Raw genomic sequence first — 16909 nt, 5'->3', positions numbered from 1 at the left:
TTTCTAAACAGGTATTCACCGTGCTCAATAAACTCTCTCGTCTGCTGGATCAGGCAGGTATTTCGCTCACCGATCACCAGAAAAACCAGCTGGTGGCGTATGTCGATATGCTGAACAAATGGAATAAAGCGTACAACCTGACGTCTGTTCGCGACCCCAACGAGATGCTGGTACGCCATATTCTCGACAGCATCGTGGTCGCGCCGTATCTGAAAGGTGAGCGTTTTATCGACGTGGGGACGGGGCCTGGTTTACCGGGCGTTCCGCTGTCGATTGTCCGACCTGAGAGCCATTTCACGCTGCTGGACAGCCTGGGCAAGCGCGTGCGCTTTTTACGTCAGGTCCAGCATGAACTTAAGCTGGATAACATCACGCCCGTACAGAGCAGGGTAGAGGAGTTTCCGGCGGAGCCACCGTTTGACGGCGTTATCAGCCGCGCGTTTGCTTCGCTCAATGACATGGTGAGCTGGTGTAAGCATCTGCCGGCAGTCGATGGCCGTTTTTATGCGCTTAAAGGACAGCTGCCCGGTGATGAAATTGAACAGCTTCCGGACGGTTTTAGCGTTGAAACCATCGAGAAATTAAACGTTCCTCAGCTCGATGGTGAACGTCATCTGGTGATAATTAAGCCAAACAATTTTTAAAAAATTAATAAAAAATGTGGAATTTGTGCTGTTCTGAGCATGTTAAAAAACAGCACAACTACCCGGGATTTATCAGAGAGCATTTAACCACTTTTTCACTATGGGTTTTCTTGCAGTTAACCTCGCGCTGATTATTCATCGTGAAGATAGTCAACTATGAAAATATCAGCCTGCTAAAAGTGGAAGACTGTAACCAGAACACAATGTTAAATATTTATTAAGAATGTCAATAAAAGGTTTTTATTGTGTACGGGGCTGTTTTGAAAATAGTTGCGATATTTTATCTTTAATTTCAGAAAGATAATTCTGGGCGAATTACGGCTTTGATAAATACAACCTTATCGCAAATGTGTGTTTTGTGATCTCGTGCACGCTTTGTAGTCAACGTTTTCGCGCTGTTTGCAGTTTTGCTCGAAGGTCGATGCTTTCTACGAAAGTTAAAAAATAGCGGTGGGGAAAAATATTTAAACATTTATTCACCTTTTCGCTACTTAATGTTTGAAATCACGGGTACGCACCGTATAATTTGTCCGCTTTTTGATGCTTGACTCTGAGCCTTAAAGGACGTTTTATACGACACGCGGCATACCTCGAAGGGAGCAGGAGTAAAAACGTGATGTCTGTGTCGCTCTTGAGTAGAAACGTTGCTCGTAAGCTTCTGTTCATTCAGTTTCTGGCTGTGATAGCAAGTGGACTGCTGTTTAGCCTCAAAGACCCCTTCTGGGGCATCTCCGCCGTGTGCGGGGGTTTGGCGGTCGTGCTGCCAAACGTGTTGTTTATGATTTTTGCCTGGCGTCATCAGGCGCATACACCCGCCAAAGGCCGCGTGGCCTGGTCCTTCGCCCTCGGCGAAGTGTGTAAGGTGTTGCTGACCTTTGCTCTACTGGTGATGGCGCTGGCGGTTTTGAAAGTGGTATTCATGCCGCTGATAGCAACGTGGGTTTTGGTGCTGGTGGTACAAGTTCTGGCTCCAGCTGTAATCAATAACAAAGGGTAAAAGGCATCATGGCTTCAGAAAATATGACGCCGCAGGATTACATAGGTCACCATCTGAATAACCTTCAGCTGGACCTGCGTACATTCTCGCTGGTGGATCCACATAACCCCCCGGCCACCTTCTGGACGATCAACATCGACTCCATGTTCTTCTCGGTGGTTTTGGGTCTTCTGTTCCTGGCCATGTTCCGCAGCGTTGCTAAAAAAGCGACCAGCGGTGTTCCAGGGAAGTTCCAGACATTCGTTGAGATGATCATCGGCTTCGTCCATGGCAGCGTGAAAGATATGTACCATGGTAAGAGCAAGCTGATTGCTCCGCTGGCCCTGACCGTGTTCGTTTGGGTCTTCCTGATGAACCTGATGGACCTGCTGCCAATTGACCTGCTGCCGTTCATCGGCGAGCACATCTTCGGCCTGCCTGCGCTGCGTGTGGTACCGTCTGCGGACGTGAACATCACCCTGTCGATGGCGCTGGGCGTGTTTATTCTGATTCTTTTCTACAGCATCAAAATGAAAGGCGTAAGCGGCTTTGTGAAAGAGCTTACCTTGCAGCCGTTCAACCACTGGGCGTTTATTCCGGTCAACCTGATCCTGGAAGGCGTTAGCCTGCTGTCCAAACCTGTTTCACTGGGTCTGCGACTGTTCGGCAACATGTATGCGGGTGAGCTGATTTTCATTCTGATCGCGGGTCTTCTGCCGTGGTGGTCACAGTGGATTCTTAATGTGCCGTGGGCCATTTTCCACATCCTGATCATTACGCTGCAAGCCTTTATCTTCATGGTTCTGACGATCGTCTATCTGTCGATGGCGTCTGAAGAGCACTGATTTTTTACCAACACTACTACGTTTTAATTGAAACAAACTGGAGACTGTCATGGAAAACCTGAATATGGATCTGCTGTACATGGCTGCCGCTGTGATGATGGGTCTGGCGGCTATCGGTGCTGCGATCGGTATCGGCATCCTCGGAGGTAAATTCCTGGAAGGCGCAGCGCGTCAACCTGATCTGATTCCTCTGCTGCGTACTCAGTTCTTTATCGTTATGGGTCTGGTGGATGCAATCCCAATGATCGCTGTAGGTCTGGGTCTGTACGTGATGTTTGCTGTCGCGTAGTAGTTGTTTTAAAACCCCAAGCCACAGAAATTTAAGAGGTATTGTGCTGTGAACATGAACGCAACAATCCTCGGCCAGGCCATCGCGTTTATTCTCTTTGTCTGGTTCTGCATGAAGTATGTATGGCCGCCTTTAATGGCTGCCATCGAAAAACGTCAGAAAGAAATTGCTGACGGTCTGGCTTCCGCAGAACGCGCTAAGAAAGATTTGGACCTTGCACAGGCCAACGCGACAGACCAGCTGAAAAAAGCGAAAGCTGAAGCTCAGGTAATCATTGAACAGGCTAACAAACGCCGTTCTCAGATCCTGGACGAAGCCAAAGCTGAAGCAGAACAGGAACGTACTAAGATCGTGACACAGGCTCAGGCTGAAATTGAAGCTGAGCGTAAACGTGCTCGTGAAGAACTGCGTAAGCAGGTTGCGATTCTGGCTGTTGCTGGCGCCGAGAAGATCATCGAACGTTCCGTGGATGAAGCTGCTAACAGCGACATCGTGGACAAACTTGTCGCTGAACTGTAAGGAGGGAGGGGCTGATGTCTGAATTTGTTACGGTAGCTCGCCCCTACGCCAAAGCAGCTTTTGACTTTGCTGTCGAACACCAAAATGTCGATCGCTGGCAGAATATGCTGGCGTTTGCCGCTGAGGTGACGAAAAACGAACAAATGGCCGAGTTGCTTTCCGGTGCGTTAGCACCTGAAACCCTCGCCGCGTCGTTTATCGCCGTGTGCGGAGAGCAACTGGATGCCAACGGCCAGAACCTGATTAAGGTGATGGCAGAAAATGGTCGTCTCCGTGTGCTCCCGGATGTTCTCGAGCAGTTTGAGCACTTACGTGCCCTTAGTGAAGCTACTGCAGAAGTCGAAGTGACTTCCGCGACTGAACTGAGTGACGAACAGCTTGCGAAAATTACCGCCGCGATGGAAAAACGTCTGTCACGCAAAGTTAAGCTGAATTGCAAAATCGATAAGTCTGTAATGGCAGGCGTAATCATCCGCTCGGGTGATATGGTCATTGATGGCAGCGTACGCGGCCGTCTTGAGCGCCTTGCAGACGTCTTGCAGTCTTAAGGGGACTGGAGCATGCAACTGAATTCCACCGAAATCAGCGAACTGATCAAGCAGCGCATTGCTCAGTTCAGTGTTGTGAGTGAAGCTCACAACGAAGGTACTATTGTTTCTGTAAGTGACGGTGTTATCCGCATCCACGGCCTGGCCGATTGTATGCAGGGTGAGATGATTTCCCTGCCGGGTAACCGTTACGCTATCGCACTGAACCTGGAGCGCGACTCCGTAGGTGCAGTTGTGATGGGTCCATACGCTGACCTCGCCGAAGGCATGAAGGTTAAGTGTACTGGCCGTATTCTGGAAGTGCCGGTTGGCCGTGGCCTGCTGGGTCGCGTTGTTAACACCCTGGGTGCGCCAATCGACGGTAAAGGTCCGGTGGAGCACGATGGCTTCTCCCCAATCGAAGTTATCGCACCGGGCGTTATCGACCGTCAGTCCGTTGATCAGCCAGTGCAGACTGGTTATAAGTCCGTTGACGCCATGATCCCAATCGGTCGTGGTCAGCGTGAACTGATCATCGGTGACCGTCAGACCGGTAAAACCGCGATGGCAATCGACGCCATCATCAACCAGCGTGACTCCGGCATCAAATGTGTGTACGTGGCCATCGGCCAGAAAGCGTCCACCATTTCTAACGTGGTTCGTAAACTGGAAGAGCACGGCGCGCTGTCTAACACCATCGTTGTTGTGGCTACCGCTTCTGAATCTGCTGCACTGCAATACCTGGCGCCATACGCCGGTTGTGCAATGGGCGAATACTTCCGTGACCGCGGTGAAGATGCGCTGATCGTATACGATGACCTGTCTAAACAGGCTGTTGCTTATCGTCAGGTTTCCCTGCTGCTCCGTCGTCCACCAGGACGTGAAGCATTCCCGGGCGACGTATTCTACCTCCACTCTCGTCTGCTGGAGCGTGCTTCCCGCGTTAACGCGGAATACGTCGAGAACTTCACCAAAGGTGAAGTGAAGGGTAAAACAGGTTCTCTGACCGCGCTGCCGATCATTGAAACCCAGGCGGGTGACGTTTCTGCGTTCGTTCCGACCAACGTAATCTCCATTACCGATGGTCAGATCTTCCTGGAAACCAACCTGTTTAACTCCGGTATTCGTCCGGCGGTTAACCCGGGTATCTCCGTATCCCGTGTGGGTGGTGCTGCTCAGACCAAGATCATCAAGAAACTGTCCGGTGGTATCCGTACCGCGCTGGCACAGTATCGTGAACTGGCTGCGTTCTCTCAGTTCGCATCCGATCTGGACGAAGCAACCCGTAAACAGCTGAGCCACGGTCAGAAAGTGACCGAACTGCTGAAGCAGAAACAGTACGCTCCAATGTCTGTTGCTCAGCAGGGCCTGGTACTGTTCGCGGCTGAACGCGGTTACCTCGAAGATGTGGAACTGGCGAAAATCGGTAGCTTCGAAGCCGCTCTGCTGGCTTACGTCGACCGTGATCACGCTCCGCTGATGCAAGAGATCAACCAGACCGGTGGCTATAACGACGAAATCGAAGGCAAGCTGAAAGCTATCCTCGATTCCTTCAAAGCAACCCAATCCTGGTAATCGTCCGGCGGCTTGTCTCAGGGCAAGCCGCCTGGCATTGAGGAGAAGCTCATGGCCGGCGCAAAAGAGATACGTAGTAAGATCGCAAGCGTCCAGAACACGCAAAAGATCACTAAAGCGATGGAGATGGTCGCCGCTTCCAAAATGCGTAAATCGCAGGATCGCATGGCGGCCAGCCGTCCTTATGCAGAGACCATGCGCAAAGTGATTGGTCACCTTGCAAACGGTAATCTGGAATATAAGCACCCTTACCTGGAAGAACGCGACGTTAAGCGCGTGGGCTACCTGGTGGTGTCGACTGACCGTGGTCTGTGTGGCGGCTTGAACATTAACCTGTTCAAAAAACTGCTGGCGGATATGAAAGGCTGGTCTGATAAAGGCGTTCAGTGCGATCTGGCACTGATTGGCTCTAAAGGCGTCTCTTTCTTTAACTCCGTTGGTGGCAACATTGTCGCTCAGGTGACCGGTATGGGTGATAACCCGTCCCTGTCTGAACTGATCGGCCCGGTTAAAGTGATGTTGCAGGCCTACGATGAAGGCCGCCTGGACAGACTGTACGTTGTCAGCAACAAATTCATTAACACCATGTCTCAGGTTCCAACGCTCACTCAGATGCTGCCGTTACCGGCATCAGAAGATGACGAGCTGAAGCAGAAAGCCTGGGATTACCTGTATGAACCCGATCCGAAACCGCTGCTGGATACCCTGCTGCGTCGTTACGTTGAATCTCAGGTTTATCAGGGCGTTGTAGAAAACCTGGCCAGCGAGCAGGCCGCACGAATGGTGGCGATGAAAGCCGCGACCGATAATGGCGGCAGCCTGATTAAAGAGCTGCAGTTGGTTTACAACAAAGCTCGTCAGGCCAGCATTACTCAGGAACTCACCGAGATCGTCTCGGGGGCCGCCGCGGTTTAACCAGGTTTACGAATTACGTAGAGGATTCAAGATGGCTACTGGAAAGATTGTCCAGGTAATCGGCGCCGTGGTGGACGTCGAGTTCCCTCAGGACGCCGTACCACGCGTGTACGACGCGCTTGAGGTACAGAATGGTAACGAGAGCCTGGTGCTGGAAGTTCAGCAGCAGCTCGGCGGCGGTATCGTGCGTACCATCGCGATGGGTTCTTCCGACGGTCTGCGTCGTGGTCTGGAAGTTAAAGACCTTGAGCATCCGATCGAAGTCCCGGTAGGTAAAGCAACACTGGGTCGTATCATGAACGTATTGGGTCAGCCAATCGACATGAAGGGCGACATCGGTGAAGAAGAGCGTTGGGCTATCCACCGCGCGGCACCTTCCTACGAAGAGCTGTCCAGCTCTCAGGAACTGCTGGAAACTGGTATCAAAGTTATCGACCTGATGTGTCCGTTTGCGAAGGGCGGTAAAGTTGGTCTGTTCGGTGGTGCGGGTGTAGGTAAAACCGTAAACATGATGGAGCTGATCCGTAACATCGCGATCGAGCACTCCGGTTACTCAGTGTTTGCGGGTGTAGGTGAACGTACTCGTGAGGGTAACGACTTCTACCACGAAATGACCGACTCCAACGTTCTGGACAAAGTATCCCTGGTTTACGGCCAGATGAACGAGCCACCAGGAAACCGTCTGCGCGTTGCGCTGACTGGCCTGACGATGGCTGAGAAATTCCGTGACGAAGGCCGTGACGTTCTGCTGTTCGTTGATAACATCTATCGTTACACCCTGGCCGGTACGGAAGTATCTGCACTGCTGGGTCGTATGCCTTCAGCGGTAGGCTACCAGCCGACCCTGGCGGAAGAGATGGGTGTTCTTCAGGAACGTATCACCTCTACCAAAACCGGTTCTATCACCTCCGTTCAGGCGGTATACGTACCTGCGGATGACTTGACTGACCCATCTCCAGCAACCACCTTTGCGCACTTAGACGCAACCGTGGTACTGAGCCGTCAGATCGCGTCTCTGGGTATCTACCCGGCCGTTGACCCGCTGGACTCCACCAGTCGTCAGCTGGATCCACTGGTTGTTGGTCAGGAACACTACGACACCGCGCGTGGCGTACAGTCCCTGCTGCAGCGTTACCAGGAACTGAAAGACATCATCGCCATCCTGGGTATGGATGAACTGTCTGAAGAAGACAAACTGGTGGTAGCACGTGCGCGTAAGATCCAGCGCTTCCTGTCCCAGCCGTTCTTCGTTGCGGAAGTATTCACCGGTTCTCCGGGTAAATACGTTTCCCTTAAAGACACCATCCGTGGCTTTAAAGGCATCATGGAAGGCGAATACGATCACCTGCCAGAGCAGGCGTTCTACATGGTTGGTTCCATCGAAGAAGCCGTGGAAAAAGCCAAAAAACTTTAACGCCTTAATCGGAGGGTGATATGGCAATGACTTACCACCTGGACGTCGTCAGCGCAGAGCAACAAATGTTCTCTGGTCTGGTCGAGAAAATCCAGGTAACGGGTAGTGAAGGTGAACTGGGTATTTTCCCGGGTCACGCACCGCTGCTCACCGCCATTAAGCCTGGTATGATCCGCATCGTTAAACAGTTCGGTCACGAAGAGTTTATCTATCTGTCCGGCGGCATTCTTGAAGTGCAGCCTGGCAGTGTGACCGTTCTGGCCGATACCGCTATTCGTGGCCAGGATCTCGACGAAGCGCGAGCCCTGGAATCGAAGCGTAAGGCTGAAGAGCACATTAGCAGCTCTCATGGTGACGTGGATTACGCTCAGGCGTCTGCGGAGCTGGCCAAAGCGATCGCGAAACTGCGCGTTATCGAGTTGACCAAAAAAGCGATGTAACACCGGCTTGAAAAGCACAAAAGCCAGTCTGGATACCAGGCTGGCTTTTTTTTTCATCCTTAATTCATGATGAAAAAGATGTAGAATTTTAGGCATCAAACGTTTTTACTTCTCACTCAAACTACCGTCAGGATGCGTATGTCAAACAGTGCGATGAGCGTGGTGATCCTTGCCGCAGGCAAAGGTACCCGCATGTATTCCGATCTGCCTAAGGTGCTCCACACGCTGGCAGGAAAGCCAATGGTGAAGCATGTTATTGATGCAGCGAATGAACTGGGCGCCCGTCAGGTCCACCTGGTCTACGGCCACGGTGGCGATCTGCTTAAAAAGACGCTGAGCGATGACAAGCTCAACTGGGTGCTTCAGGCCGAACAGCTGGGCACAGGCCATGCGATGCAGCAGGCTGCCCCTTTCTTTGCGGATGACGAAGACATCCTGATGCTCTACGGCGATGTTCCGCTGATCTCCGTTGAAACGCTGACTCGCCTGCGTGCTGCCAAACCGCAGGGCGGCATTGGCTTGTTGACCGTCGTGCTGGACGAACCAAGCGGTTATGGCCGTATCACCCGTGAAAACGGCAACGTCACGGGTATTGTTGAGCATAAAGATGCCAGCGACGAACAGCGTCAGATTCAGGAGATCAACACTGGTATCCTGATTGCCAATGGCGCGGACATGAAGCGCTGGCTATCGCAGCTCAACAACCACAACGCGCAGGGTGAGTACTACATCACCGACATCATTGCGATGGCGTACCAGGAAGGACGTGAGATTGCGGCGGTTCATCCGGCGCGTATTAGCGAAACCGAAGGGGTGAATAACCGTCTTCAGCTTTCCCGCCTGGAGCGCGTGTATCAGTCAGAACAGGCCGAAAAACTGCTGCTGGCGGGCGTGATGCTGCGCGATCCGGCGCGTTTCGATCTGCGCGGCACCGTGTCTCACGGGCGCGACGTTGAGATCGATACTAACGTTATCCTTGAAGGCAACGTTACGCTGGGTAACCGCGTCAAAATTGGCGCCGGCTGTGTGATTAAAAACAGCGTCATCGGTGACGACTGCGAAATCAGCCCGTACAGCGTGGTGGAAGATGCCCGTCTGGATGCCGCCTGTACCATCGGCCCGTTTGCGCGTCTGCGCCCGGGTGCTGAGCTGCTGGAAGGCGCGCACGTGGGCAACTTCGTGGAAATGAAAAAAGCGCGTCTGGGTAAAGGCTCGAAAGCCGGTCATTTGACCTATCTGGGCGACGCGGAGATTGGCGACAACGTAAATATTGGTGCAGGGACCATTACCTGTAACTATGACGGTGCCAATAAGTTTAAAACCATCATCGGTGATGATGTGTTTGTCGGTTCCGATACACAGCTGGTGGCACCGGTTACCGTGGGTAACGGGGTAACGATTGCCGCCGGAACAACCGTTACGCGCGATATCGCCGATAACGAGCTGGTATTAAGCCGTGTGCCGCAGGTACACAAGCAGGGCTGGAAACGCCCGGTGAAGAAGAAGTAACAACAATATACACCCCTCACCCTGACCCTCTCCCCATAGGGGAGAGGGGAATTGAAAGGTGCGGTGTTTTTCTCCCTCGCCCCTTTGGGGAGAGGGCTGGGGTGAGGGGATAACATAATCCTCCCCCCACAGGCAGTACCCATAAAAATAACCCCACTCTCTACAAGGCTCGGGGCGCCCGGAAAGGGCAAATACAGGTCAGCGACAACGCAGGCATAATGCCTAAATTCGGAATCTAAAATATGTGTGGAATTGTTGGCGCAGTTGCGCAGCGTGATATTGCTGAAATCCTTCTCGAAGGTTTACGTCGTCTGGAATACCGTGGTTACGACTCTGCCGGTCTGGCTGTCGTGGATGCAGAAGGGCACATGACCCGCCTGCGTCGCCTCGGTAAAGTGCAGATGCTGGCTCAGGCTGCGGAAGAACATCCGCTGCACGGTGGTACCGGTATCGCGCACACCCGCTGGGCGACGCACGGCGAACCGTCTGAAGGTAACGCGCACCCGCATGTGTCTGAACACATTGTGGTGGTGCACAACGGCATTATCGAAAACCACGAACCGCTGCGCGAAGAACTGAAAGCGCGCGGCTATACCTTCGTCTCTGAAACTGACACCGAAGTGATTGCTCACCTGGTGCACTGGGAACTGGCACAGGGCGGTACGCTGCGTGATGCGGTGCTGCGTGCTATCCCTCAGCTGCGCGGTGCGTACGGTACGGTGATCATGGACTCACGCGATCCATCCACGCTGCTGGCAGCGCGTTCCGGTAGCCCGATGGTTATCGGTCTGGGCATGGGTGAAAACTTTATCGCCTCCGATCAGCTGGCACTCCTGCCGGTCACCCGTCGCTTTATCTTCCTGGAAGAGGGGGATATTGCGGAAGTGACTCGCCGTAGCGTGACCGTCTTCGACACCAAAGGCGAGCAGGTGAAGCGTCAGGAGATCGAATCGAATCTGCAGTACGACGCGGGCGACAAAGGCGCTTACCGTCACTACATGCAGAAAGAGATCTACGAGCAGCCAAACGCCATCAAAAACACCCTGACCGGGCGCATCAGCCACGGTGAAGTTGATCTGAGCGAGCTGGGGGCAAACGCGAACGAACTGCTCGGCAAGGTCGAGCATATTCAGATCGTGGCCTGCGGCACCTCCTACAACTCCGGTATGGTCTCTCGCTACTGGTTTGAATCCCTGGCGGGCGTGCCGTGCGACGTGGAAATCGCGTCTGAGTTCCGCTATCGCAAGTCTGCGGTGCGTCGCAACAGCCTGATGATCACACTTTCTCAGTCCGGCGAAACGGCGGATACGCTGGCGGCGCTGCGTCTGTCTAAAGAACTGGGTTACCTGGGCTCGCTGGCCATCTGTAACGTCCCAGGCTCATCCCTGGTGCGTGAATCCGATCTGGCGCTGATGACGAAAGCGGGCACCGAAATCGGCGTAGCTTCCACCAAAGCGTTTACCACTCAGCTGACCGTTCTGCTGATGCTGGTGGCGAAGCTGGCGCGTCTGAAAGGCGAAGATGCTTCCGTTGAGCATGACATTGTTCACGGCCTGCAGGCGCTGCCGAGCCGTATTGAGCAGATGCTGTCTCAGGACAAACGCATTGAAGCGCTGGCGGAAGATTTCTCTGACAAACATCACGCTCTGTTCCTGGGGCGTGGCGATCAGTATCCAATTGCGCTGGAAGGCGCGCTGAAGCTGAAAGAGATCTCCTACATCCACGCAGAAGCCTACGCGGCAGGCGAGCTGAAACACGGCCCGCTGGCGCTGATTGACGCGGATATGCCGGTCATCGTTGTGGCACCGAACAACGAACTGCTGGAAAAACTGAAGTCTAATATCGAAGAAGTTCGCGCCCGCGGCGGCGTTCTGTACGTCTTCGCCGACAAAGATGCCGGTTTTGTCAGCAACGACAACATGCACATCATTGAGATGCCGCACGTGGAAGAGGTGATTGCACCGATCTTCTACACCGTTCCGCTGCAGCTGCTGGCCTATCACGTGGCGCTGATCAAAGGCACCGACGTTGACCAGCCGCGTAACCTGGCGAAATCCGTTACCGTAGAATAATCCTTCCAGGCTCCACTATCAGGTGGAGCCTTTTTTAATGACAATCTGTCATTTTCAGCTATTTTTTCAGTGTCACATAAAGAAAATATTACTGAAACCCTGCCGTCATGTTCTAAGTTAACTTATTGATAAATATATATAGTTTTCTTTTTCTTTAAGTGAAATATCCATTGTCATAAAACTGTCATAATTCGTACATTTATCTGTCACCTGTTTGTCCTATTTTGCTCATCGTAGCCACTTAAACAATGATTTACGAAATCCTTGCAGGAGACATTATGAAAGTTATGCGTACCACTGTCGCAACTGTTGTCGCCGCGACCTTATCTCTGAGCGCTTTCTCTGCTTTTGCAGCGGCAAGCCTGACTGGCGCTGGTGCAACCTTCCCTGCGCCGGTGTATGCCAAATGGGCGGATACCTACCAGAAGGAAACCGGTAATAAGGTTAACTATCAGGGTATCGGCTCCTCCGGTGGCGTAAAACAAATTACCGCGAATACCGTTGATTTCGGCGCATCAGACGCTCCGCTGTCTGACGAGAAACTGAATCAGGAAGGCCTGTTCCAGTTCCCAACCGTGATCGGCGGTGTTGTGCTGGCTGTTAACATCCCTGGCCTGAAATCAGGCGAGCTGGTGCTGGACGGCAAAACCCTGGGCGACATCTACCTGGGCAAAATCAAAAAATGGGATGACGAAGCCATCACTAAACTGAACCCGGGCGTTAAGCTGCCTTCGCAGAATATCGCCGTGGTTCGCCGCGCGGATGGTTCCGGTACCTCTTTCGTCTTCACAAGCTACCTGGCGAAAGTGAACGAAGAGTGGAAATCTAAAGTCGGTTCCGGCTCTACCGTTAACTGGCCAACCGGTCTGGGCGGAAAAGGTAACGACGGTATCGCCGCGTTCGTACAGCGTCTGCCTGGCTCTATCGGCTACGTAGAGTACGCCTACGCTAAGCAGAACAACCTGGCTTACACCAAACTGGTTTCTGCTGACGGCAAACCGGTAAGCCCGACCGAAGAGAACTTCGCTAACGCCGCGAAAGGCGCTGACTGGAGCAAATCCTTTGCGCAGGATCTGACTAACCAGAAAGGCGAAGGCGCGTGGCCAATCACCTCCACGACCTTCATCCTGGTTCACAAAGAGCAGAAGAAACCTGAGCAGGGTGCTGAGGTGCTGAAGTTCTTCGACTGGGCATACAAAAACGGCGGCAAGCAGGCTAACGATCTGGATTACGCCAGCCTGCCGGACAGCGTGGTTGAGCAGGTCCGTGCTGCATGGAAAACCAACGTGAAAGACAGCAGCGGTAAAGCGCTGTACTAACAGGATATTTTTGACGAAGATGGCGGGTGGCGCTCACGCTTACCCGCCCTACGGTTCATCCTGTAGGCCCGGTAAGCGCCAGCGCCACCGGGCATATTCGTAAGACGTTTCATAAAGAAGAGTAATTTATGGCTGCAACCAAGCCTGCATTTAACCCTCCGGGTAAAAAAGGTGACATGATTTTCGGCGCGCTGGTCAAACTGGCTGCGCTGATTGTGCTATTGCTGCTGGGCGGCATTATCGTGTCTCTGATTTTCTCCTCCTGGCCGAGCATTCAGAAATTCGGTTTCTCCTTCCTGTGGACCAAAGAGTGGGACGCGCCGAACGACATCTACGGTGCGCTGGTGCCGATTTACGGTACGCTGGTGACCTCGTTCATCGCCCTGCTGATTGCGGTTCCGGTAAGCTTCGGTATTGCGCTGTTCCTGACGGAACTGGCGCCGGGCTGGCTGCGTCGCCCGCTGGGTATTGCCATTGAACTGCTGGCGGCCATCCCAAGTATCGTATACGGCATGTGGGGTCTGTTTATCTTTGCGCCGCTGTTTGCCACGTACTTCCAGGAACCGGTGGGTAATGTTCTCTCAGCCGTTCCGTTTGTGGGAGCCCTGTTCTCTGGCCCGGCATTCGGTATCGGTATTCTGGCGGCAGGGGTGATCCTCGCCATTATGATTATTCCGTACATTGCGGCGGTGATGCGCGATGTTTTCGAACAAACCCCGGTGATGATGAAAGAGTCGGCCTACGGCATCGGCTGTACCACCTGGGAAGTTATCTGGCGCATAGTCCTTCCGTTCACCAAAAATGGGGTGATCGGTGGCGTGATGCTGGGCTTAGGTCGCGCGCTGGGTGAAACCATGGCAGTCACCTTTATCATCGGTAACACCTATCAGCTCGACAGCGCCTCACTCTATATGCCGGGTAACAGCATTACTTCCGCGCTGGCGAACGAGTTTGCCGAAGCGGAATCCGGGCTGCACGTCGCAGCGCTGATGGAACTGGGCCTGATTCTGTTCGTTATCACCTTCATTGTTCTGGCGATTTCCAAGCTGATGATCCTGCGTCTCGCGAAAAATGAGGGGGCACGCTGATGGCAACTCTCGAAATGCAAAGCACCGCTCAGCTTGCGGAATCCCGCCGCAAAATGCAGGCGAAGCGTCGTTTCAAAAACCGCATTGCGCTGACGCTCTCCATGGCAACGATGGCATTCGGCCTGTTCTGGCTGATCTGGATCCTGATGTCCACCATCACCCGTGGTATTGATGGCATGTCTCTGGCGCTGTTCACCGAGATGACGCCGCCGCCAAATACGGCGGGTGGTGGTCTGGCAAACGCCCTGGCGGGCAGTGGCCTGCTGATCCTGTGGGCGACGGTCTTCGGTACGCCGCTGGGCATTATGGCCGGTATCTATCTGGCGGAGTACGGGCGTAAATCCTGGCTGGCAGAGGTGATTCGCTTCATTAACGACATCCTGCTTTCCGCTCCGTCGATTGTCGTGGGCCTGTTTGTTTACACCATCGTGGTTGCGCAAATGGAACACTTCTCCGGCTGGGCGGGCGTGATTGCGCTGGCGCTGCTGCAGGTGCCTATCGTCATTCGTACCACCGAAAACATGCTGAAACTGGTGCCGGACAGCCTGCGTGAAGCGGCTTACGCGCTGGGTACGCCGAAATGGAAAATGATTTCTGCGATTACGCTGAAAGCGTCGGTCTCCGGGATCATGACCGGTATTCTGCTGGCTATCGCCCGTATCGCCGGTGAAACGGCACCGCTGCTGTTTACTGCCCTCTCCAACCAGTTCTGGAGTACGGACATGATGCAGCCGATCGCCAACCTGCCGGTGACGATCTTTAAATTTGCGATGAGTCCATTCGCGGAATGGCAGCAGCTGGCCTGGGCCGGGGTGCTGATCATCACCCTTTGCGTACTGTTGCTGAACATTCTGGCGCGCGTCATTTTCGCGAAGAAGAAACACGGTTAATTTTTTACGGCGCGGCAGATCGCGGCGCCGAATGAGGAAATGAGTCAATGAGTATGGTTGATACTGCCCCGGGTAAGATTCAGGTTCGTGATTTGAACTTCTACTACGGCAAATTCCATGCCCTGAAGAATATCAACCTGGATATTGCGAAGAACCAGGTCACGGCATTCATCGGTCCGTCCGGCTGCGGTAAATCCACGCTGCTGCGTACCTTTAACAAAATGTATTCGCTCTATCCGGAGCAGCGCGCTGAAGGTGAAATTATCCTGGATGGCGAAAACATTCTGACCCAGGCCCAGGATATCGCCCTGCTGCGCGCCAAAGTGGGGATGGTGTTCCAGAAACCAACGCCGTTCCCGATGTCCATCTATGACAACATCGCGTTTGGCGTTCGTCTGTTTGAGAAGCTCTCCCGTGCCGATATGGACGAGCGCGTGCAGTGGGCATTGACCAAGGCCGCATTATGGAACGAAACCAAAGATAAGTTGCACCAGAGCGGGTACTCTCTCTCCGGTGGTCAGCAGCAGCGTCTGTGTATTGCGCGTGGTATCGCCATTCGTCCGGAAGTATTGCTGCTGGATGAGCCGTGCTCGGCGCTGGACCCGATCTCAACCGGTCGTATTGAAGAGCTGATCACCGAGCTGAAGCAGGATTACACCGTGGTTATCGTGACCCATAACATGCAGCAGGCTGCACGTTGTTCCGATCACACGGCGTTTATGTACCTGGGCGAGCTGATTGAGTTCAGCGATACGGATGCGCTGTTCACCCGGCCCGCGAAGAAACAAACTGAAGATTATATTACTGGCCGCTACGGTTGATTTGCCTTAGTGCATGTGGAGAAACCATGGACAACCTCAATCTAAATAAACACATTTCCGGCCAGTTCAACGCAGAGCTGGAAAGCATCCGCACGCAGGTAATGACCATGGGTGGCATGGTCGAGCAGCAGCTTTCTGATGCGATTACGGCGATGCACAACCAGGATAGCGAGCTGGCGAAGCGCGTCATTGAAGGCGACAAAAACGTCAACATGATGGAAGTTGCCATCGACGAGGCCTGCGTGCGCATTATCGCGAAACGTCAGCCGACGGCGAGCGACCTGCGTCTGGTGATGGCGATCATCAAAACCATCGCCGAGCTGGAGCGTATTGGTGACGTGGCGGATAAAATCTGCCGCACCGCGCTGGAGAAATTCTCTCAGCAGCACCAGCCGCTGCTGGTGAGTCTGGAATCGCTCGGTCGTCACACCGTGCAGATGCTGCACGACGTGCTGGATGCATTCGCGCGCATGGATCTGGACGAAGCGGTGCGTATCTACCGTGAAGACAAAAAGGTCGACCAGGAGTATGAGGGCATCGTCCGTCAGCTGATGACCTACATGATGGAAGATTCACGTACGATCCCAAGCGTGCTAACTGCCCTGTTCTGCGCGCGCTCTATCGAGCGTATCGGCGACCGCTGCCAGAACATTTGCGAATACATTTTCTACTTCGTGAAAGGTCAGGACTTCCGCCATGTGGGCGGCGACGAACTGGACAAGCTGCTGGCGGGTAAAGATCCGAAAGAGTGATTTTTACCCTCACCCTAACCCTCTCCCACAGGGAGAGGGGACCATTCGGTTTTCTCCCTCTCCCCTGAGGCTGAGGGTTCCCCACAAAATAATGCCAGCACGGACGACCCCCTCTCCCTTGAGGGAGAGGGCTGGGGTGAGGGGGAACATACGGCTCTGGTGGTCATTCCGTTCACTTCACGTTCCTTGCTACTCTGTGAGGACATGACCGGTGAACGTGCCAGGGCGGCTCAATCGCCACCGCCCTGGCGACCCGGGCTCCCGGCGGTAAATCGCCGCTTCGCGGTACCCTCAGCTTATTCCTTCAGGCTATC

The 16909-nt window shown here is 53.6% G+C and carries 17 protein-coding genes; all 17 read left to right on the top strand.

Features of this window, described 5'->3' with window-relative positions:
* Positions 1-20 precede the first annotated feature (20 nt).
* The 17 genes from rsmG to phoU all read left to right on the top strand — a co-directional run bounded on the left by rsmG (position 21) and on the right by phoU (position 16595).
* Positions 21-644, top strand: a complete 624-nt coding sequence (rsmG, locus tag AB8818_RS22185; RefSeq protein WP_116343667.1) for a 16S rRNA (guanine(527)-N(7))-methyltransferase RsmG — start codon at positions 21-23, stop codon at positions 642-644.
* Between the two features lie 616 nt (positions 645-1260).
* Positions 1261-1641, top strand: a complete 381-nt coding sequence (gene atpI, locus AB8818_RS22180) for a F0F1 ATP synthase subunit I (protein WP_008500194.1) — start codon at positions 1261-1263, stop codon at positions 1639-1641.
* An 8-nt stretch (positions 1642-1649) separates the two neighbouring features.
* Positions 1650-2465 carry a F0F1 ATP synthase subunit A gene (gene atpB, locus AB8818_RS22175; RefSeq protein ID WP_014881883.1) on the top strand — a complete coding sequence of 272 codons (816 nt, stop codon included), beginning with the start codon at positions 1650-1652 and terminating at the stop codon, positions 2463-2465.
* A 49-nt stretch (positions 2466-2514) separates the two neighbouring features.
* On the top strand, positions 2515-2754 hold the full coding sequence (gene atpE, locus AB8818_RS22170) for a F0F1 ATP synthase subunit C (RefSeq protein WP_000429386.1): 240 nt from the start codon (positions 2515-2517) through the stop codon (positions 2752-2754).
* A gap of 48 nt (positions 2755-2802) precedes the next feature.
* A complete protein-coding gene (gene atpF, locus AB8818_RS22165; protein ID WP_003862370.1) occupies positions 2803-3273 on the top strand; it encodes a F0F1 ATP synthase subunit B in 471 nt (156 codons plus the stop codon).
* Between the two features lie 14 nt (positions 3274-3287).
* Positions 3288-3821 carry a F0F1 ATP synthase subunit delta gene (gene atpH, locus AB8818_RS22160; protein ID WP_003862369.1) on the top strand — a complete coding sequence of 178 codons (534 nt, stop codon included), beginning with the start codon at positions 3288-3290 and terminating at the stop codon, positions 3819-3821.
* Positions 3822-3833: 12 nt separating this feature from the next.
* A complete protein-coding gene (atpA, locus tag AB8818_RS22155; RefSeq protein ID WP_006808751.1) occupies positions 3834-5375 on the top strand; it encodes a F0F1 ATP synthase subunit alpha in 1542 nt (513 codons plus the stop codon).
* Positions 5376-5426: 51 nt separating this feature from the next.
* Complete coding sequence (gene atpG, locus AB8818_RS22150) at positions 5427-6290, top strand: F0F1 ATP synthase subunit gamma (RefSeq protein ID WP_003862364.1); 864 nt, start codon at positions 5427-5429, stop codon at positions 6288-6290.
* Between the two features lie 31 nt (positions 6291-6321).
* Entirely contained in the window at positions 6322-7704 is a 1383-nt protein-coding gene (gene atpD, locus AB8818_RS22145; RefSeq protein ID WP_003862362.1) for a F0F1 ATP synthase subunit beta, read from the top strand.
* A gap of 20 nt (positions 7705-7724) precedes the next feature.
* On the top strand, positions 7725-8144 hold the full coding sequence (locus AB8818_RS22140) for a F0F1 ATP synthase subunit epsilon (RefSeq protein ID WP_006177560.1): 420 nt from the start codon (positions 7725-7727) through the stop codon (positions 8142-8144).
* A 138-nt stretch (positions 8145-8282) separates the two neighbouring features.
* Positions 8283-9653: a bifunctional UDP-N-acetylglucosamine diphosphorylase/glucosamine-1-phosphate N-acetyltransferase GlmU gene (gene glmU, locus AB8818_RS22135; protein WP_192984759.1), complete on the top strand. Its 1371-nt coding sequence runs from the start codon at positions 8283-8285 to the stop codon at positions 9651-9653.
* A 242-nt stretch (positions 9654-9895) separates the two neighbouring features.
* Positions 9896-11725 carry a glutamine--fructose-6-phosphate transaminase (isomerizing) gene (gene glmS / locus AB8818_RS22130; protein WP_153657026.1) on the top strand — a complete coding sequence of 610 codons (1830 nt, stop codon included), beginning with the start codon at positions 9896-9898 and terminating at the stop codon, positions 11723-11725.
* Between the two features lie 278 nt (positions 11726-12003).
* Complete coding sequence (pstS, locus tag AB8818_RS22125) at positions 12004-13044, top strand: phosphate ABC transporter substrate-binding protein PstS (RefSeq protein WP_116343664.1); 1041 nt, start codon at positions 12004-12006, stop codon at positions 13042-13044.
* Positions 13045-13172: 128 nt separating this feature from the next.
* Entirely contained in the window at positions 13173-14132 is a 960-nt protein-coding gene (gene pstC / locus AB8818_RS22120) for a phosphate ABC transporter permease PstC (protein ID WP_028014924.1), read from the top strand.
* Positions 14132-15022, top strand: a complete 891-nt coding sequence (pstA, locus tag AB8818_RS22115) for a phosphate ABC transporter permease PstA (protein WP_014881893.1) — start codon at positions 14132-14134, stop codon at positions 15020-15022. The genes pstC and pstA overlap by 1 nt, the downstream gene beginning before the upstream one ends.
* Before the next feature lie 47 nt (positions 15023-15069).
* Positions 15070-15843, top strand: a complete 774-nt coding sequence (gene pstB / locus AB8818_RS22110; protein ID WP_010426574.1) for a phosphate ABC transporter ATP-binding protein PstB — start codon at positions 15070-15072, stop codon at positions 15841-15843.
* 26 nt (positions 15844-15869) lie between these two features.
* Complete coding sequence (gene phoU / locus AB8818_RS22105) at positions 15870-16595, top strand: phosphate signaling complex protein PhoU (protein WP_008500182.1); 726 nt, start codon at positions 15870-15872, stop codon at positions 16593-16595.
* Positions 16596-16909 lie beyond the last annotated feature (314 nt).

Origin of the sequence: Enterobacter sp. KB-280D8 (genome assembly GCF_041399405.1) — a bacterium.
Classification (GTDB): Bacteria; Pseudomonadota; Gammaproteobacteria; order Enterobacterales; family Enterobacteriaceae; genus Enterobacter; species Enterobacter cloacae_N.
The sequence above is the reverse complement of the archived record's forward strand: the minus strand, read 5'-3'. Positions and strand labels throughout refer to the sequence as shown.